This window comes from Serratia sp. BNK-4 (assembly GCF_048685115.1).
Classification (GTDB): domain Bacteria; phylum Pseudomonadota; class Gammaproteobacteria; order Enterobacterales; family Enterobacteriaceae; genus Serratia; species Serratia bockelmannii.
Genome location: NZ_JBLQTM010000001.1, coordinates 516067 through 533710 on the forward strand (window position 1 = coordinate 516067; position 17644 = coordinate 533710).

Annotated in this window: 17 protein-coding genes; 11 read left to right on the plus strand and 6 right to left on the minus strand. The window is 60.0% G+C overall.

Annotation, left to right across the window (positions count from 1 at the left end; genetic code table 11):
• Positions 1 to 304 precede the first annotated feature (304 nt).
• Positions 305 to 1645, minus strand: a complete 1341-nt coding sequence (locus ACMGGW_RS02385) for an MFS transporter (RefSeq protein ID WP_197832153.1) — start codon at positions 1643 to 1645, stop codon at positions 305 to 307.
• Positions 1646 to 1968: 323 nt separating this feature from the next.
• On the opposite strand from ACMGGW_RS02385, the gene queE reads away from it, so the two are divergent.
• Positions 1969 to 2640 (plus strand): 7-carboxy-7-deazaguanine synthase QueE, encoded by a 672-nt coding sequence (gene queE / locus ACMGGW_RS02390; RefSeq protein ID WP_004932641.1) that lies wholly within the window; start codon positions 1969 to 1971, stop codon positions 2638 to 2640.
• Positions 2641 to 2683: 43 nt separating this feature from the next.
• Positions 2684 to 3193 carry a GNAT family N-acetyltransferase gene (locus ACMGGW_RS02395; protein ID WP_060448153.1) on the plus strand — a complete coding sequence of 170 codons (510 nt, stop codon included), beginning with the start codon at positions 2684 to 2686 and terminating at the stop codon, positions 3191 to 3193.
• 26 nt (positions 3194 to 3219) lie between these two features.
• On the opposite strand, the gene queD is transcribed toward ACMGGW_RS02395, so the two are convergent.
• Positions 3220 to 3579, minus strand: coding sequence for a 6-carboxytetrahydropterin synthase QueD (gene queD, locus ACMGGW_RS02400; protein WP_025301608.1), 360 nt, complete (start codon positions 3577 to 3579; stop codon positions 3220 to 3222).
• A 436-nt stretch (positions 3580 to 4015) separates the two neighbouring features.
• On the opposite strand from queD, the gene cysJ reads away from it, so the two are divergent.
• From cysJ to ACMGGW_RS02415, 3 genes are all read left to right on the plus strand, one after another.
• Positions 4016 to 5818: an NADPH-dependent assimilatory sulfite reductase flavoprotein subunit gene (gene cysJ, locus ACMGGW_RS02405; RefSeq protein WP_025301609.1), complete on the plus strand. Its 1803-nt coding sequence runs from the start codon at positions 4016 to 4018 to the stop codon at positions 5816 to 5818.
• Positions 5818 to 7533 carry an assimilatory sulfite reductase (NADPH) hemoprotein subunit gene (cysI, locus tag ACMGGW_RS02410; RefSeq protein ID WP_197832154.1) on the plus strand — a complete coding sequence of 572 codons (1716 nt, stop codon included), beginning with the start codon at positions 5818 to 5820 and terminating at the stop codon, positions 7531 to 7533. The genes cysJ and cysI overlap by 1 nt, the downstream gene beginning before the upstream one ends.
• 61 nt (positions 7534 to 7594) lie before the next feature.
• Positions 7595 to 8329 (plus strand): phosphoadenylyl-sulfate reductase, encoded by a 735-nt coding sequence (locus ACMGGW_RS02415; RefSeq protein ID WP_016929052.1) that lies wholly within the window; start codon positions 7595 to 7597, stop codon positions 8327 to 8329.
• A gap of 55 nt (positions 8330 to 8384) precedes the next feature.
• Here ACMGGW_RS02415 and ACMGGW_RS02420 read toward each other — a convergent pair whose 3' ends face one another.
• Complete coding sequence (locus tag ACMGGW_RS02420; protein ID WP_164099425.1) at positions 8385 to 9455, minus strand: aminopeptidase; 1071 nt, start codon at positions 9453 to 9455, stop codon at positions 8385 to 8387.
• Between the two features lie 261 nt (positions 9456 to 9716).
• Here ACMGGW_RS02420 and cysG point away from each other — a divergent pair, with 261 nt between their 5' ends.
• From cysG to ACMGGW_RS02445, 5 genes are all read left to right on the plus strand, one after another.
• On the plus strand, positions 9717 to 11147 hold the full coding sequence (gene cysG, locus ACMGGW_RS02425; protein ID WP_043135853.1) for a siroheme synthase CysG: 1431 nt from the start codon (positions 9717 to 9719) through the stop codon (positions 11145 to 11147).
• Between the two features lie 22 nt (positions 11148 to 11169).
• Entirely contained in the window at positions 11170 to 12078 is a 909-nt protein-coding gene (gene cysD / locus ACMGGW_RS02430) for a sulfate adenylyltransferase subunit CysD (RefSeq protein WP_004932620.1), read from the plus strand.
• 11 nt (positions 12079 to 12089) lie between these two features.
• Positions 12090 to 13517, plus strand: a complete 1428-nt coding sequence (gene cysN / locus ACMGGW_RS02435; protein WP_025301614.1) for a sulfate adenylyltransferase subunit CysN — start codon at positions 12090 to 12092, stop codon at positions 13515 to 13517.
• A complete protein-coding gene (cysC, locus tag ACMGGW_RS02440) occupies positions 13456 to 14145 on the plus strand; it encodes an adenylyl-sulfate kinase (protein ID WP_080271240.1) in 690 nt (229 codons plus the stop codon). Before cysN ends, cysC begins: the two co-directional genes overlap by 62 nt.
• Positions 14146 to 14229: 84 nt before the next feature.
• Entirely contained in the window at positions 14230 to 14556 is a 327-nt protein-coding gene (locus tag ACMGGW_RS02445) for a DUF3561 family protein (RefSeq protein WP_025301616.1), read from the plus strand.
• A 52-nt stretch (positions 14557 to 14608) separates the two neighbouring features.
• Here the strand turns inward: ACMGGW_RS02445 and ACMGGW_RS02450 are convergent, their stop codons facing one another.
• From ACMGGW_RS02450 to ACMGGW_RS02460, 3 genes are all read right to left on the minus strand, one after another.
• Positions 14609 to 15331, minus strand: a complete 723-nt coding sequence (locus ACMGGW_RS02450) for an amino acid ABC transporter ATP-binding protein (protein WP_043135839.1) — start codon at positions 15329 to 15331, stop codon at positions 14609 to 14611.
• Entirely contained in the window at positions 15315 to 16034 is a 720-nt protein-coding gene (locus tag ACMGGW_RS02455; RefSeq protein ID WP_042706788.1) for an amino acid ABC transporter permease, read from the minus strand. Before ACMGGW_RS02455 ends, ACMGGW_RS02450 begins: the two co-directional genes overlap by 17 nt.
• Before the next feature lie 114 nt (positions 16035 to 16148).
• Positions 16149 to 16919 (minus strand): basic amino acid ABC transporter substrate-binding protein, encoded by a 771-nt coding sequence (locus ACMGGW_RS02460; RefSeq protein ID WP_025301618.1) that lies wholly within the window; start codon positions 16917 to 16919, stop codon positions 16149 to 16151.
• Between the two features lie 403 nt (positions 16920 to 17322).
• Here ACMGGW_RS02460 and ftsB point away from each other — a divergent pair, with 403 nt between their 5' ends.
• A complete protein-coding gene (gene ftsB, locus ACMGGW_RS02465; RefSeq protein ID WP_021505314.1) occupies positions 17323 to 17643 on the plus strand; it encodes a cell division protein FtsB in 321 nt (106 codons plus the stop codon).
• Position 17644: the final 1 nt, after the last annotated feature.

The following is a 17644-nucleotide window of genomic DNA, read 5'->3' on the forward strand; positions in this document are numbered from 1 at the left end:
CATAGGGCTTATTAACATATACTTGTATGTACAAGCATATGCAACACTGACCAGTTGCCGCTGAAAAGTGGCATAAGAAAAAGTTATTTTCTTTTTATATCAGGTTGATATGCGATTTTTTATCGCCGGTCTCAGGTACGGAAAGCCGGAGAAAAGTGAGCTGTTCGGCAAAAATGAATTAAAATTGACTCATTTTTGGGCGGCTAGTCACAATATTTTTACAGTCTGATTACAGTTGACGGCGGAGAATAAAAAAGCCCTATCACCGCAGGAAGAAAGCCCGCCGTGGGCGGGCTTGCAAGGGTCAGGCGGCCGGCTGCAGCGTCGGTTTGCGGCTCATCTTGCACACCGTGGCGATGGCGGCGATCAGCGCCGGCACGCACAGGAACATCAGGATGCTCTGCACTTCCCACTGCATGGCCAGCAGTTGGGCGCCCATCATGGTGCCGGCGACGCCGCCGAAGCGGCCGATGCCCTGCATCCAGGCGATGCCGGTGGCGCGGCTGTGGGTCGGGTAGAATGTCGCCGCCAGCGTTTGCAGCCCGGACTGCGCGCCGTTCATGGTGACGCCCATCAGGAAGATGAAGGCGCCTAGCAGCACGATCTGTTTATCCTCGGTGGCCATCGCCACGATCAGCAGGGCGGTGACGACAAAGCCGCTCGAGACCACTTTGTGCGCATTCCAGCGGTCCATCAACCAGCCGGCCACCAGGATGCCCAGCGTGCCGCCGAAGGTGAACAGCGAGGTGAGCATCGCCGATTGCTCCAACTGATAGCCCAATCCCTGCATCAGGATTGGCATCCAGCTCAGCAACACGTAGTAGATCACCAGCCCCATAAAGTAGGTCAGCCACAGCATCAGCGTGCCGAGCAGGTAAGGGCGGCTGAACAGCAGGCCGACGCTGGTCTTGGTCTGCGCCAGCTTCTCTTCGTACAGATAAAAACGCGTCACGCCGTCGAGGCTCCGGCTAACGAAGCGCTGCGCGATGCACTTGATCTTCGCCGCATCCTGGCCGCGGTTAACCATATATTTAACCGACTCCGGCAGCAGCAGGATCAGCAGAACCGTCAATACCAGCGGCGCAATGGCGCCGAGCAGCAGCACACTGTGCCAGCCGTAGCTCGGGATCAGCCACGATGAAATGGCGCCGCCGCCGGCCGCGCCCAGCGGAAAGCCGCAGTACATGGTGTTGATCGCCAGCGAACGGCAGCGCTGCGGCGCGTATTCGGAGATCAAGGTAATGGCGTTGGGCATCGCCGCCCCCAGCCCGAGGCCGGTGAGGAAGCGCCACAGCGTCAGGCTGTTGAGCGAACCGGCGTAGGCGGTGGCCAAACTCGACAGGCCGAAGAACAGGCAGGAAAACACCAGCACGCGCTTGCGGCCGATGCGGTCGGAGATCGGCCCGGCGATCAGCGCGCCGAGCGACAGCCCCAGCAGCGCGGCGCTCAGCACCGGCCCCAGATCCTGTTTGACGATGCCCCAGTCTTTGGCGACCGAGGGGGCGATATAGCCCATGGCGGCGGTATCGAAACCGTCGATGGCGAGGATCAGGAATCCGAGAATGATCAGGGTCCAGTGAAACAGCGAAAACTTGCTGTCGTCGATGGCCTGTTGAATGTTTAACTCGCTGGTGGAATGAGTCATGGCACCCTCTAAACGCAGATGTAGTCGTGATGGAACGTGGCCGAAACTGGCGCTCGGCTTGTGTTTGCTTGTATATACATCTGCGCGTCAGCGCTTTATGTCAAATATAATTATCTTATTTGTTAACTGCGTGTTGTTTTCTGTGGAGCAGGTTGCACCGCCGATGAAAGGCCAAAGACCGGTTAACAAATTAAATGAACGCCATTGGCGGTGAGATATGCTGATGGCGGCGCGGAGGATAAAATTTAATACAATTTTGGCCGTTTGGTCGCCGGGCCGGAATCTGCGATAATCGCTTTTTACTTTTCCAGATTGAGAAACCGATGCAGTACCCGATCAACGAGATGTTCCAAACCTTGCAGGGCGAAGGCTTTTTCACCGGCGTGCCGGCCATTTTCATCCGCCTGCAGGGCTGCCCGGTAGGGTGCAGTTGGTGCGATACCAAACATACCTGGGAAAAGGAAGCCCATCGGGAAGTCGACCTGCAACGGATCCTGGTCAAAACAGAAGAGAGCGACGCCTGGGGCAATGCCAGCGCCGAGCAGCTGTTGGCGGTGATGCGCCAACAAGGCTACACCGCGCGTCATGTGGTGATCACCGGCGGCGAACCCTGCATTTACGATCTGGCGCCGCTGACCGAGCTGTTCGAACAGCACGGCTACCGTTGCCAGATTGAGACCAGCGGCACCCACGAAATTCGCTGCTCCGCCAACACCTGGGTGACGGTTTCGCCCAAGGTGAATATGCGCGGCGGCATGAAGGTGCTGGATCAGGCGCTGCGGCGCGCTGACGAGGTGAAGCATCCGGTGGCGCGCGAGCGCGACATCGAGGCGCTGGATGCGCTGCTGGCGACGTTGCAGGATGACAAGGCGCGGATTATCGCGCTGCAACCGATCAGCCAGAAAGAAGAGGCGACCCGCCTGTGCATCGAAACCTGCATTGCGCGCAATTGGCGGCTGTCGATGCAGACCCACAAATATCTGAATATCGCCTGAGTTTTTTATTGGCCGCAGGCCTTCGAACGGGACGGGAGTTACGGTGAAAATTGTATCGCGTGCATTCGAGGCGGTGACGGAAGCGGAATTGCGGTCGATTCGCTCGCTGTTGTCCGACGCTTTCCCCGAGATAACCGACGGATTTTATCGGCGGCAGGTGCCGGTTTGCCTGGTGACCGCCGCGGAAGGCGAGGTGATCGTCGGCCAATTGGCGGTGCATAAGCGGCCGGTGTTGATTGACGGTGAGACCGAGGTGATCGGCATCATCGGGCTGGTGGCCGTGGCACACACGCATCGGCGCCGCGGCGTGGCCGCAAACATGCTGGTGAAGGCGCATGACTATTTGCGCAGTAAAGGGATCGCGTATTCCATACTGTTTGCGGTAAGCGAAAAGTACTATACCGGCGCCGGCTATCGGGCGATGGAAAACGAGACGGCGTTCATTGAGGATGGCGAGAGCAAAACGTTTGTCTATCGCGGGGGAATGGTGCTGAGCCTGTCGGAAAGGCCCTGGGTGGCGCGGCGCCTGGATCTGCAAGGCGAGGTAGTGTGAGGGTATCTGCACATACCCTCACGGCATCAACCTTTATATACGCATCCCGCCGTACAGGTCTCTTTCACCATCACCGCAGTCAGTTCCGGTAACTGAGGCTTGAGCTGCTGCCAAATCCAGGCGGCGAGCACTTCGCTGGTGGGATTTTCCAATCCTGGAATATCGTTCAGATAATGGTGATCCAGCCGCTCCCAGATCGGGGAAAACACAGCCTTGAGCTCGGCGAAATCCATCACCCAACCGGTGTGGGGATCCACGTCACCGGTCACTTCCAGACGCACCATAAACGAATGCCCATGCAGACGGCCGCATTTGTGGCCCTCCGGTACATGCGGCAAACGGTGTGCGGCTTCAAACTGAAAATCTTTAAACAGCGTGGTTGCCATTATTACGGCCTCATTGACTCAAAAACCGCCGCATAGTACCGGAAAGCGCGCCTGCTTGCCATTTATACCGTTATGGTCTACCGCCACGGCAAACGCACCCGGTTAACACTTTTTTTGTTTGGTGTCTGCGGCACCTATCGGCTGGGGTTATGAGCCGAAATGTTGAACGGTGAAAAAATGATGAAAAAAAGTGCTTTATTTTCATCTGGATAAAAAACTTTGTTTAACGGTTTAAGCGTTATCCCTTACCAGAAAAACAGCTTAGTCATTTTGGTTATGATTTATTGCTATCCCTTATTTAATCGTTGCTATTCTGCTCGGTAACCTTACAAACTCTCCTGATCTTTTCCGCACACCCGACGCAGCGAAGAGACAGCGACTGGCACTGGCGCGCGCCTGGCAGGAAAGGCGCTAAGTATAGGAAATAAGTACAGCAATGACGACTCAGGCTCCTCCAACATCTTTGCTCCCGCTGACGCCCGAACAGCTGGCGCGCTTACAGGCGACGATCGGCGACTATTCGCCGACGCAGCTGGCGTGGCTGTCCGGTTATTTTTGGGGCATGGTCAATCAACAGCCCGGAGCCGTGGCCATTGCGCCTGCCGCCCCTGCGGCTGCGGCCGCCATCACCATCATTTCCGCTTCGCAGACCGGCAATGCGCGCCGCCTGGCGGAGCAGTTGCGCGACGATCTGTTGGCCGCCAATCTGAGCGCCACGTTGGTCAGCGCCGGCGACTACAAGTTCAAACAGATAGCGCAAGAGCGCCTGTTGGTGATCGTCGCCTCCACACAAGGGGAAGGCGAACCGGCGGAAGAAGCGGTGGCGCTGCATAAATTCCTGTTCTCGAAGAAGGCGCCGAAGCTCAATGACACCGCGTTTGCGGTGTTCGGGTTAGGCGACACCTCTTATGAGAATTTCTGCCAGTCAGGTAAAGATTTCGACGGCAAGCTGGCCGAGCTGGGTGCCGAGCGCCTGGTGGAGCGCGTAGATGCCGACGTGGAGTACCAGGAGCTGGCCGCCGCCTGGCGCAAACAGGTGGTGTCGGTGCTGAAGGCGCGCGCGCCGGCGGAAAGCGCTGCGCCGGGCGTGTTGGCCAGCGGCGCGGTTGACCTGATCGACAGCAGTCCGTACAGCAAGGAACAACCGCTCACCGCCCAACTGGCGGTCAAGCAGAAAATTACCGGCCGCGCGTCGGATAAAGACGTGCGCCATATCGAGATCGATCTGGGCGACTCCGGCCTGCGCTATCAGCCGGGCGATGCGCTCGGCGTATGGTTCGACAACGATCCGGCGCTGGTGGACGAACTGGTGCAGCTGTTGTGGCTGAAAGGCGACGAGCCGGTCGAGGTGGAAGGGAAGACCCTGCCGCTGGCGCAGGCGCTGCGCAGCCATTTCGAACTGACGCAGAACACCACGCCGATCGTCGATAAATACGCCGCGCTGTCGCGCGACGAAACGCTGATCGGTCTGTTGGCGGATAAGGCTGCGCTACAGCAGTATGCGCACAACACGCCGATCGTCGACATGGTGCGCCAGGCGCCGGCGGATCTGAGCGCCGAACAGCTGGTCGGGCTGCTGCGTCCGCTGACGCCGCGCCTGTACTCCATCGCCTCTTCGCAGGCGGAGAACGAAAGCGAAGTGCACATCACCGTGGGCGTGGTGCGTTACGACATCGACGGGCGCGCCCGCAGCGGCGGCGCCTCCGGCTTCCTGGCGGATCGCCTGGAGGAAGACGGTGACGTGCGGGTGTTTATCGAGCACAACGACAACTTCCGCCTGCCGGCCAATCCGGAGGCGCCGGTGATCATGATTGGCCCGGGCACCGGCATCGCGCCGTTCCGCGCCTTTATGCAGCAGCGCGACGCCGACGGCGCCGGCGGCAAGAACTGGCTGTTCTTCGGCAACCCGCACTTTACCGAAGATTTCCTGTACCAGGTCGAATGGCAGCGCTACGTGAAAGACGGCCTGCTGACCCGCATCGATCTGGCCTGGTCCCGCGACCAGCAACATAAAATATACGTACAAGACAAACTGCGCGAACAGGGCGCAGAAGTGTGGCGCTGGATTCAGGAAGGCGCGCACATTTACGTCTGCGGCGATGCCAATCGCATGGCGAAAGACGTGGAAAACACATTACTGGAACTGGTGGCCGAGCACGGTGGCATGGATACCGAGCAGGCGGATGAATTTTTAAGTGAGCTGCGCCTTGAGCGCCGTTATCAGCGAGATGTTTACTGATGAGTGATAAACACCCCGGGCCTTTGGTAGTCGAAGGCAAACTGGCCGATGCGGAGCGCATGAAGAAGGAAAGCAACTTCCTGCGTGGCACCATCGCCGAAGATTTGAACGACGGCCTGACCGGCGGCTTCAACGGCGACAACTTCCTGCTGATCCGTTTTCACGGCATGTACCAGCAGGATGACCGTGACATTCGTGCCGAACGCGCCGAGCAGAAGCTGGAGCCGCGCCACGCCATGATGCTGCGCTGTCGCCTGCCGGGCGGCATCATCAGCCCGCAGCAGTGGCTGGGCATCGACAAGTTCGCGCAGGAGAGCACGCTGTACGGCAGCATTCGCATCACCAACCGCCAGACGTTCCAGTTTCACGGCATCCTGAAAGGCAACGTCAAACCGGTGCACCAGCTGCTGAACCGCCTGGGGCTGGACGCGCTGGCGACCGCCAACGACGTGAACCGCAACGTGCTGTGCACCTCCAACCCGGTGGAGTCCGAGCTGCATCAGGAAGCCTACGAGTGGGCGAAGAAGATCTCCGAACACCTGCTGCCGCGCACCCGCGCCTACGCCGAGGTGTGGCTGGATCAGGAAAAGGTGGCCACCACCGACGAAGAACCGATTCTGGGGCCGACCTACCTGCCGCGCAAATTTAAAACCACGGTGGTGATCCCGCCACAGAACGACGTCGATCTGCACGCCAACGACATGAACTTTGTGGCGATCGCCGAAAACGGCAAGCTGGTAGGCTTCAACCTGCTGGTGGGCGGCGGGCTGTCCATCGAACACGGCAACAAGAAAACCTACGCGCGCCAGGCCAGCGAGTTCGGCTACATTCCGCTCGAACATACGCTGGCGGTAGCGGAAGCGGTGGTGACCACGCAGCGCGACTGGGGCAACCGCACCGATCGCAAGAACGCCAAGACCAAATACACGCTGGAGCGCGTCGGGGTAGATGTTTTCCGCGCCGAAGTGGAAAAGCGCGCCGGCATTACTTTCGCGCCGATCCGGCCGTATGAATTCACCGGCCGCGGCGATCGCATCGGTTGGGTGAAGGGCATCGACGATCAATGGCACCTGACGCTGTTTATCGAGAACGGCCGCCTGCTGGACTATCCGGGGCGCCCGCTGAAGACCGGCATGGCGGAGATCGCCAAGATCCATAAAGGTGACTTCCGTCTGACGGCGAACCAAAACGTGATCATCGCCGGCGTGCCGGAAAGCGAGAAGGCGAAGATCGAAGCCCTAGCGAGCGATCATGGCCTGATCGACGACGAGATCAGCGAGCAACGCAAGAATTCTATGGCCTGCGTGTCGTTCCCGACCTGCCCGCTGGCGATGGCGGAGGCCGAGCGCTTCCTGCCGCAGTTCGTCACCAAGGTGGAGGGGATCATGCATCGGCACGGGGTGGGCGACGAGCATATCGTGCTGCGCATTACCGGCTGCCCGAACGGCTGCGGCCGCGCGCTGCTGGCGGAGCTGGGGCTGGTGGGCAAGGCGGTCGGCCGTTATAACCTGCATTTGGGCGGCAACCGCGAAGGCACGCGCATTCCGCGCATGTACCGCGAGAACATCAACGAAGACGAGATCCTGAACGAGATCGACCTGTTGGTGGGGCGCTGGGCGGAGGAGCGCAACGGCGGCGAAGGCTTCGGCGACTTCACCGTGCGTGCGGGCATCGTCAAACCGGTGCTGGATCCGGCGCGAGATTTCTGGGAGTGAGGCCGGGCGGCCTCTGGGCAGAGGGGCCGCGCAGGTAATTTCAAGCATCAGGAGAGACAACATGGCTGAATTCGATCTGGCGGCGCTGAACGCGTTGCCCAAATCCGGGCAGGCGCTGGCATTGGCGGTAGTCAACGGCCAACTGGAGACCCTCAGCGCCGAACAGCGCGTTGCATGGGCGCTGGAGCATCTGCCCGGCGAGTTCGTACTCTCGTCCAGTTTCGGCATTCAGGCGGCGGTATGTCTGCACCTGGTGACGCGCATCCGGCCGGATATCCCGGTGATCCTGACCGACACCGGTTACCTGTTCCCGGAAACCTATCGCTTTATCGATCAACTGACCGACCAGCTGAAGCTGAATCTGCAGGTGTTCCGCGCCGAACAGTCTCCCGCCTGGCAAGAGGCGCGCTATGGCAAGCTGTGGGAACAGGGCGTGGAAGGGATTGAAAAGTACAACCAGATCAACAAGGTTGAGCCGATGAACCGCGCGCTGGAGACGCTGGGGGCGCAGAGCTGGTTCGCCGGTCTGCGGCGCGAGCAGTCCGGTAGCCGCGCCAATCTGCCGGTGCTGGCGGTGCAGCGTGGGGTGTTCAAGATCCTGCCGATCATCGACTGGGACAACCGCAAGATTTACCAGTATCTGACCGAACACGGGCTGAGTTATCACCCGCTGTGGGAACAGGGCTACCTGTCGGTAGGCGATACCCACACCACCCAGAAATGGGAGCCGGGCATGAGTGAGGAAGAGACGCGTTTCTTCGGCCTGAAGCGCGAGTGCGGTCTGCACGAAGGCTAAAAGAGGCGAATCACCCGACAGGGCTCAGCAATGCTGGGCCCTGTTTTTTTGTAGGCTACTTTTTCTTTTGTGCTTTCGGCGGGTGCGCCTGCGCCAACTCTTTGATCAGCGGCAGCAGGATCTGCACGCTGTCGCGGCTGCGTTTGTCGATCCGCCCCGGCAGATAGCGATCCAGATACTGCAGGTTGTCGTATTGCGGGCGGTGCCAGGTGATGCCCTGCGGGAAGTGCGGGCTGACGGCGCGCTGCTGATAGCCGTCCTTCTCCCCCAACGACCAGTTGGTGGCCTCTACCGACAATACCGGGATGCCTGCGGCATCGAACACCTCTTGATCGGAGCAGCAGCCGGTGCCCTGCGGATGCTGTGCACTGCCTGGATTGGTGGCGGCGGCGATGCCGTAGCGATGGGCGATATCCAGCGCGCGATCGCGGGAGCGCTTCGCCATCTGCGGCGGCGTGTTGCGCCCGGCGTTGAGGTACAGCCGATCGCCAGTGATCAGGCTGTCGAGATTGATCACCAGCACGGTGTTGCTTTTCTCTTCCGCACTCATTCGCTGCAGGTAGTTCTGCGCCCCCAGCGAACCGAGCTCTTCGGCGCTGGTGGCGACGAAGCGCAGGCCGTAGGCGGTGGGGATGTTCTTCAGGCGTTCCGCCAGTTCCAGCATTACGCCGATGCCGGAGGCGTTGTCGTCGACGCCCTGCAGCGTCAAGCCACCGAGGTTGTTATCCAGATCCTCGTCGCTCTGCGGCGTATAGGTGTCGAAGTGGGCGACGACCACGATTTGTTTCGGGCTGTCGCCGTTGCGGGCGGCGATCACCGAGCTGGCGGTGACGTTGTTCCAGTTCTTCTTGCCATCTTTGCTGGTGTAGAGATAGCGCGTATTGACGCTGCGAATATCGCTTTGGTAACCCATCTTGCTGAATTGCTGCTTCAGGTAGTCGGCGGTGAGCAATTCGGCCGGGCTGCCCGCCATGCGGCCGGGGAAGTAAGTGGCGATGTGGCGGGTCTGTTCGGCGGCGAAACGGCCCATTGGCGCGTCTTTTACGGGCTGTGCGGCACACACGCTGAAGACGCCGCCGAGTGCGAGGGCCAGCAGGCTGGTCTTCAGGTAAAAACGGGAAAACATACCGAAAAATCCTTCTTTGCTATCGGCGCTGCCGATCATTTTTCTTCGGCACCCAGTATGAGACGCCGGGCGGCATTACACAATTTCCCTGTCTCTTAATTTTCGCGCCAACGCGCAAACTGCTGTCGTGAGTATCACCGTTTGCCTTCGGCGTTGCGGCCTATATTCCATAAAGGAACTAATCATTCCTTTTCGTCATTTCAGAGGCTAAATCTCAGCCCGTATAGTCACACTATCTTTCTGTTATATGAAAAGGCTGTTGTGGACTATCTACCAATATTCGCCGACCTGAAACAACGTCCGGTACTGGTCGTTGGCGGTGGTGACGTGGCGGCGCGCAAAGTCGATCTGCTTCAGCGCGCCGGGGCTGAAATACGGATAGTTGCGCAGTCGCTCTCACCGGAACTGGAACAACAACGTCAGCAAGGGCAGGTGCTCTGGCTGGGGAAAAGCTTTGATCCGCAGCAGCTGGACGACGTGTTTCTGGCGATCGCCGCCACGGACGACAACGCGCTGAACGCCGCGGTGTTCGCCGAGGCGGATAAACGCCGGGTGCTGGCCAACGTGGTGGACGATCAGCCGCGTTGTTCGTTCATCTTCCCGTCGATCATCGATCGCTCGCCGCTGGTGGTGGCCGTATCGTCCAGCGGCCAGGCGCCGGTGCTGGCGCGGTTGCTGCGCGAAAAGCTGGAGGCGTTGCTACCCGCCAGTTTGGGGCAGATGGCGCAGGTGGCGGGCCGCTGGCGCGGCCAGGTCAAACAGCGGTTGGCTTCGATCGGCGAACGCCGCCGTTTCTGGGAAAAAACCTTCGGTGGCCGTTTCGCCACGCTGGTGGCCAACGGCCAGACGGCGCAGGCGGAACGCCAGCTGGAGCAGGATTTACACCGCTTCGCCGCAGGCGATGAGGGCGCCCAGGGCGAGATAGCGTTGGTGGGCGCCGGGCCGGGCGACGTGGGGCTGTTGACCCTGCGCGGGCTGCAGGTGATGCAGCAGGCGGACGTGGTGCTGTATGACCATCTGGTCAGCGGCGAAATCCTCGATCTGGTGCGCCGTGACGCCGAACGCATCTGCGTGGGCAAGCGCGCCGGCGCGCACTCGGTGATCCAGGAGGAGACCAATCGGCTGCTGGTGGAACTGGCGCAGCAGGGCAAACGCGTGGTGCGCCTCAAGGGTGGCGATCCGTTCATCTTTGGCCGCGGCGGCGAAGAGCTGCAGGTGGCCGCCGCCGCCGGCATTCCTTTCCAGGTGGTGCCGGGCGTCACGGCCGCCGCGGGGGCGACCGCCTACGCCGGCATTCCGCTGACGCACCGCGACCACGCGCAGAGCGTGACCTTTATCACCGGCCACTGCCGCCCCGACGGCGATGGCCTGGACTGGGCCGATCTGGCTCGGGCGCGGCAGACGTTGGCTATCTACATGGGCACGATGAAGGCGGCGGACATTAGCCAGCGGCTGATCGCCCACGGTCGTGCTGCCGCGACGCCGGTGGCGGTGATCAGCCGCGGCACGCGCGCCGATCAGCAGGTGCAGATCGGCACGCTGGAACAACTGGAACACCTGGCCCAACAGGCGCCGCTGCCGGCGCTGTTGGTGATCGGCGAAGTGGTGGAACTGCACCATCAAATCGCCTGGTTCGGGCATCAATCGCAGACGGAAGGGGCAGCGCGCCCGGCCGTCGTGAATTTGGCATAGGCAAGGCTTTTAAGGACCTGTTATGGACGAAAAACGACTCACTCATTTGCGGCAATTGGAGGCGGAGAGTATCCATATCATCCGTGAAGTCGCCGCTGAATTCGCCAACCCGGTGATGCTGTATTCCATCGGCAAAGACTCTTCCGTGATGCTGCATCTGGCGCGCAAGGCGTTCTTCCCCGGCACGCTGCCGTTCCCGCTGCTGCACGTCGATACCGGCTGGAAATTCCGCGAAATGTACGAATTCCGCGATCGCACCGCGAAGGAGTACGGCTTCGAGCTGCTGGTGCATAAAAACCCGGAAGGGGTGGCGATGGGCATTAACCCGTTCGTGCACGGCAGCGCCAAGCATACCGACATCATGAAGACCGAGGGCCTGAAGCAGGCGCTGAACAAGTACGGTTTCGACGCCGCCTTCGGCGGTGCGCGGCGCGACGAGGAGAAATCGCGCGCCAAAGAGCGCATCTATTCGTTCCGCGATCGCTTCCACCGCTGGGATCCGAAAAACCAGCGGCCGGAGCTGTGGCACAACTACAACGGCCAGATCAACAAAGGGGAGAGCATCCGCGTCTTCCCGCTGTCGAACTGGACCGAGCTGGATATCTGGCAGTACATCTTCCTGGAAAAGATCGACATCGTGCCGCTGTACCTGGCGAAACCACGCCCGGTGGTGGAGCGCGACGGCATGCTGATGATGGTGGACGACGATCGCATCGATCTGCAGCCGGGCGAAGTGATCAGCCAGCGCATGGTGCGTTTCCGCACCCTGGGGTGCTGGCCGCTGACCGGCGCGGTGGACTCGCAGGCGCAAACCCTGCCGGAGATCATCGAAGAAATGCTGGTCTCCACCACCAGTGAACGCCAGGGGCGGATGATCGATCGCGATCAGTCCGGCTCGATGGAGCTGAAAAAGCGTCAAGGGTATTTCTAAGGAGCCGCCGGATGAACAACGCAATTGCACAACAAATCGCTGACCAGGGCGGCGTCGAGTCCTATCTGCACGCGCAGCAGCACAAGAGCCTGCTGCGCTTTCTGACCTGCGGCAGCGTCGACGACGGCAAAAGCACCCTGATCGGCCGCCTGCTGCACGATACCCGCCAGATCTACGAGGATCAGCTGTCGACGCTGCACAGCGACAGCAAACGCATCGGCACCCAGGGCGAGAAGCTCGATCTGGCGCTGCTGGTGGACGGCCTGCAGGCCGAGCGCGAACAAGGCATCACCATCGACGTGGCCTATCGCTACTTCTCGACCGAAAAACGCAAGTTTATCATCGCCGATACCCCGGGGCATGAGCAGTACACCCGCAACATGGCCACCGGCGCCTCGACCTGCGATCTGGCGATCCTGTTGATCGACGCGCGCAAAGGGGTGCTGGATCAGACTCGCCGCCACAGCTTTATCGCGACCCTGCTGGGCATTCGCCATCTGGTGGTCGCGGTGAACAAGATGGATCTGGTGGACTATCAGGAAACGGTGTTCGAGCAGTTCAAACAGGATTACCTGACCTTCGCCCAGCAGCTGCCAGGCGATCTGGACATCAAGTTCGTGCCGCTGTCGGCGCTGGACGGCGACAACGTGGCGAGCGAAAGCGCCCATATGCCGTGGTACAGCGGCCCGACGCTGCTGGAAGTGCTGGAGAGCGTTGACGTGATCAGCGAGCGAGAAAACCAGCCGCTGCGCTTCCCGGTGCAGTACGTCAACCGCCCGAATCTCGATTTTCGCGGCTATGCCGGCACGCTGTCCGCCGGCGTGGTGCGGGTGGGGCAACGGGTCAAAGTGCTGCCTTCCGGTGTGGAGTCCAGCGTGGCGCGCATCGTGACCTTCGACGGCGATCTGCAAGAAGCGGTGCCGGGTGAGGCGATTACGCTGGTGCTGAAGGATGAAGTGGACATCAGCCGGGGCGATCTGCTGGTCGACGCCGGCGAAAGTCTGCAGGCGGCGCAGAGCGCGCTGGTGGACGTGGTATGGATGGCCGAGCAGCCGCTGGTGCCGGGCCAGAGCTACGACATCAAGATCGCCGGTAAAAAGACCCGCGCACGCGTGGAGAGCATCCGTCATCAGGTGGAGATCAATACGCTGGCGCAGCATCCGGCCGACACGTTGCCGCTCAACGGCATCGGATTGGTGGAACTGACCTTCGACGAGCCGCTGATGCTGGACAGCTATCAGAGCAATCACGACACCGGCGGGCTGATCTTTATCGATCGCATGAGCAACGTCACGGTTGGCGCCGGTCTGGTGCGTGAAACGCTGCAGGCCGCATCGGCGGCGCGCGGCGAATTCAGCGCCTTCGAGCTGGAGCTGAATGCGCTGGTGCGCAAGCACTTCCCGCACTGGGGCGCGCGCGATCTGCTCGGTGGCCGATAAGGTGGCCGTTGAACTGAGGGCGACCGGGCCGGACGACGAGAACGTGGTTTGGCATCCGCACGCGGTGACGCGCGCGGATCGCGAAGCGCGCAACGGCCATCGCGGCGCGGTGCTGTGGTTTACCGGGCTGTCCGGCTCGGGCAAATCCACCGTCGCCGGCGCGCTGGAGCAGGCGCTGCATGGGCTCGGCGTCAGCACCTACCTGCTGGACGGCGATAACGTGCGCCATGGCCTGTGCCGCGATCTCGGCTTCTCCGACGAGGATCGGCGCGAGAACATTCGCCGGGTGGGGGAAGTGGCCAAGCTGATGGTGGACGCTGGGCTGGTGGTGCTGACCGCGTTCATTTCGCCGCACCGCGCCGAACGGCAGATGGTGCGCGAGATGCTCGGTGACGATCGCTTTATCGAGGTGTTTGTCGATACGCCGTTGGCGATCTGCGAGGCGCGCGATCCGAAGGGATTGTATAAGAAAGCGCGCGCCGGCGAGCTGCGCAATTTCACCGGTATCGACGCGGTTTACGAGGCGCCGCAGCAGCCGGAAATCCACCTTGATGGCCAACAATTGGTAACAAATTTGATTGCGCAATTGTTAGACGTGTTGCGTGGTCAGGCTATTATCAAACCCTGAATTCAAAAAAAGCGTGTGGCGTTTTTCGCCATGCGCTTTTTACTCTAAGCCGCCGCAGAGCGAGCCGAATAACCAGGGATCACTATGCAAAATGTCACGCCTATCTTGATCGACGCCAAGCAATCAAAACAGGAGAGAGAGGAGCCTTCTTATTCTTTCCTGGGCGGCGTCAGCGGCTTTGTTTTCTACTGGCTGGCGTTCGCGTTGCCGTTTCTGGTTTACGGTTCCAACACGCTGTTTTTCCTGCTTTATACTTGGCCATTCTTCCTGGCGCTGATGCCGCTGTCGGTGTTGATCGGCATCACCCTCAGCATGCTGCTGCGCGGTCGTCTGATCTTGACGCTGCTGTTGACCGGCACCATTGTGCTGTGCCTGTTTTGGCTGGTGTTCAGCTTCCTGACCGGGTGGTGAGGGAGCGGGCGCCGATGCCGGCGCCCGAAGGATTGCAAAGCGGTGCCGAAGGTTACAAAACTTTGCTTAGAAATGCCTGAGTGCGCGGATTAGTCGGATGGCTGAAGATCTGCTGCGGTGCGCCTTCCTCCTGAATGATCCCCTGATCGATAAACAGCACCCGGTCGGCCACCTCGCGGGCAAAGCCCATCTCATGCGTGACGACCACCATGGTCATGCCCTCGTGGGCCAGCGATTTCATCACTGCCAATACTTCGCCCACCAGCTCCGGATCGAGCGCGGAGGTCGGTTCGTCGAACAGCATGATCTTCGGCTCCATCGCCAGCGCGCGGGCGATCGCCACCCGCTGCTGCTGGCCGCCGGACAGGCTGTTGGGGTAGGCGTCAATCTTGTCGAGCAGGCCGACCTTGCGCAGCAGCTGTTCAGCTTGCGTAATGGCTTCGGCGCGCGGCAGTTTCTTCACGCTTACCGGTGCCATGATGATGTTTTCCAACACCGTCATGTGCGGGAACAGGTTGAAGCGCTGAAATACCATGCCCACGCTTTCACGCATTTTGTTCAGGTCGGTTTTCTGATCGTGGACGGCGAAGCCATTCACCTCGATCTCGCCGCCGGAGAGCGTTTCCAGCGCGTTGATGCAGCGCAGGAAGGTGCTCTTCCCTGAGCCGGAAGGGCCGATGACGCACACCACTTCATTGGCGGCGATCTGACAGGAAATGCCGCGCAGCACGTGGCTTTCGCCGAACTGTTTTTGCAGGTTATGTACGCGAATCACTTTTACCGAACCTCTTTTCCATGTGTTGCACCAGCAGCGAGAGCAGGAAGGTGATGACCCAATAGACCAGCGAAATAGTCAGATAGGGCTCCCAGTAAGTGGCGTAGGCGCCGGAGACGGTACGGGCGGCATAGGCCAGATCCGCCAGGCCGATGGCGGAGGCCAGCGACGAATCCTTGACGATCGCGATGGCGTTGTTGCCCAGCGGCGGCAGCATGCGGCGGAAGGCCTGCGGCAAGATAACCTGTCGCATGGTCTTGCCGTAGCTCATGCCCAGCGAACGCGAAGCCTCCATCTGACCGCGATCGATCGATTGGATCCCGGCGCGGAAGATCTCCGACACATAGGCGCCGGCGTTGAGCGTGATCGCCACCACGCAGGAAAGAAAGGCACCGTAGTCGGCGCGCAGAGCACGGGCGAAATCGACGCTCATCAGGCCGCTGGTGACCAACAGGCCGTCGCGCGGATTGATGAACAGCGGCACCAATGCAAAGTGCACCACCATGATCTGCACGAACAGCGGCGTGCCGCGAAAGGCGCTGATGTAGATGCGTACCGGCCACTGAACGCCGTAATGCAGGATGGGTTTCCAGATGCCGTGCGGCGCCTGCGCCAAGCGGCCCAGCCCGAGGATCAAGCCCCAGGTGGTGCCCAGCAGCACGCAGATAATGGTGCATTTGATGGTCATCCAGGCGCCTTCCATAAACAGCGGCGCGTATTCCTGGATGATCTCCCAGCGGAAGTTCAAAGGGTGTTCCTTCTTGGTAGGCTGAAACGGTGGCGCGCCGACGCCCATGCGGGCGCCGGCGGCAGGGCATTATTCCGCCGGCAGCGTCGGTACGTTGCTGTCGAACCAGGTTTGGTAGATCTTGGCGTAGGTGCCGTCGGCGACGATTTTCTTCAGGCCGGCGTTGATTTTGTTGCGTAGCTCATCGTTGCCTTTGGCGACGGCGATGCCGAAATACTGGCGCTCAAACTTGGCGTCGGGCACCAACTTGAAGGCTTTCTCAGGGTGGGTTTTGATATAGAACTTGGCCACGCCGACGTCGCCGACCGCCGCGCCGATGCCGTCTTCATACAGCTCTTGCAGCATCAGCGGGGTATTGTCGAAGCGCTTGATAGCGGTGCTGTTTTTACCCAGCACGTCGGACACCACGATGTCGCCGGTGCTGGAGTTCACCACGCCGACCTTCAGCGCCTTGAGCGCGGCGATGGAGTCCACCGTCGAGTCTTGCGGCACCACGATAGCCTGCTCGGCCGGGAAGTAAGGCGCTGAGAAATCAACCATTTGCTTGCGCTTGTCGGTGATGGTGATGCCGGAAATGATGATGTCGCGATCGCCGGAATTCAACGTGGCGAAGATCCCCTCCCACGGCGTATTGATCAGTTTGATTTGGAAGCCTTCGGCCTTGGCCACCGCTTTGATGATGTCGATGTCGAAACCTTCCAGCTGCTTTTGGCTGTTTTCAAACTCGAACGGCCGATAGGTGCCGCCGGAGCCGACGACGTAGGTCGTTTCAGCCGCTAACGCGGCGGTGGAGAAGGTGGCGGCTAGGCAGGCGCCGATCAGAACTAAACGTTTTAACATCGCGATCCCCGATAATGAATGGTTATATATTGGAATTATTTATGCACTATGAGTGCATAAAAATAAGCTCCAATGAATGAAAGTGCAACCACTGCATGATAATTATTCTTTCTATGGTGTTAAATATTCACTTTTGACGTTGCTTTGGCGTAAGAAATGGGTCAGCAAGCGGCGATGCAGTGGTTCTTGCTGCATAATGGGGAAAGGGCAGTGCGTGTCTCAGCGGAAAATGCGCCGCGCGTGCCGGGCAAAAGGGGCTTTTTTTGCCGCTTTCACCACGGAATTAGGCGATAAACTCGGGAACCCTTCATCCGTATTCTGAATTTGGCGCTGAAATGCCGCTCTCAGTGTGGAGTCCAACGAGAAGTTGTGGGATGATTGGTCGGTTTTTCAGGGGGCGGAGATGGGAAAACTTACGCTGCTATTGCTGGCATTGCTCGGTTGGTTACAGTATTCACTGTGGCTGGGCAAAAATGGTATTCACGATTACGTGCGAGTCAATGAAGACGTTGCGGTCCAACAGGGCAGTAACGCCAAGTTGAAAGCGCGTAACGATCAGCTGTTTGCCGAAATCGATGATTTGAACGGCGGTCAGGAAGCGATCGAAGAGCGAGCGCGTAATGAGCTGGGCATGATCAAGCCCGGTGAGACTTTCTATCGTCTGGTTCCTGACCAATCCAGACGCAACGCGGCGTCTTCCTCGCAAAATAACGCACAAAAATAAC

Excerpts from the sequence above, each read along its gene's own strand:
- ACMGGW_RS02385 (WP_197832153.1), bottom strand. The coding sequence starts at position 1,645 with ATGACTCATTCCACCAGCGAGTTAAACATTCAACAGGCCATCGACGAC.
- queE (WP_004932641.1), top strand. The coding sequence starts at position 1,969 with ATGCAGTACCCGATCAACGAGATGTTCCAAACCTTGCAGGGCGAAGGC.
- queD (WP_025301608.1), bottom strand. The coding sequence starts at position 3,579 with ATGGCAACCACGCTGTTTAAAGATTTTCAGTTTGAAGCCGCACACCGT.
- cysJ (WP_025301609.1), top strand. The coding sequence starts at position 4,016 with ATGACGACTCAGGCTCCTCCAACATCTTTGCTCCCGCTGACGCCCGAA.
- cysI (WP_197832154.1), top strand. The coding sequence starts at position 5,818 with ATGAGTGATAAACACCCCGGGCCTTTGGTAGTCGAAGGCAAACTGGCC.
- ACMGGW_RS02415 (WP_016929052.1), top strand. The coding sequence starts at position 7,595 with ATGGCTGAATTCGATCTGGCGGCGCTGAACGCGTTGCCCAAATCCGGG.
- ACMGGW_RS02420 (WP_164099425.1), bottom strand. The coding sequence starts at position 9,455 with ATGTTTTCCCGTTTTTACCTGAAGACCAGCCTGCTGGCCCTCGCACTC.
- cysD (WP_004932620.1), top strand. The coding sequence starts at position 11,170 with ATGGACGAAAAACGACTCACTCATTTGCGGCAATTGGAGGCGGAGAGT.
- cysN (WP_025301614.1), top strand. The coding sequence starts at position 12,090 with ATGAACAACGCAATTGCACAACAAATCGCTGACCAGGGCGGCGTCGAG.
- cysC (WP_080271240.1), top strand. The coding sequence starts at position 13,456 with ATGCGCTGGTGCGCAAGCACTTCCCGCACTGGGGCGCGCGCGATCTGC.
- ACMGGW_RS02445 (WP_025301616.1), top strand. The coding sequence starts at position 14,230 with ATGCAAAATGTCACGCCTATCTTGATCGACGCCAAGCAATCAAAACAG.
- ACMGGW_RS02455 (WP_042706788.1), bottom strand. The coding sequence starts at position 16,034 with ATGGAAGGCGCCTGGATGACCATCAAATGCACCATTATCTGCGTGCTG.
- ACMGGW_RS02460 (WP_025301618.1), bottom strand. The coding sequence starts at position 16,919 with ATGTTAAAACGTTTAGTTCTGATCGGCGCCTGCCTAGCCGCCACCTTC.
- ftsB (WP_021505314.1), top strand. The coding sequence starts at position 17,323 with ATGGGAAAACTTACGCTGCTATTGCTGGCATTGCTCGGTTGGTTACAG.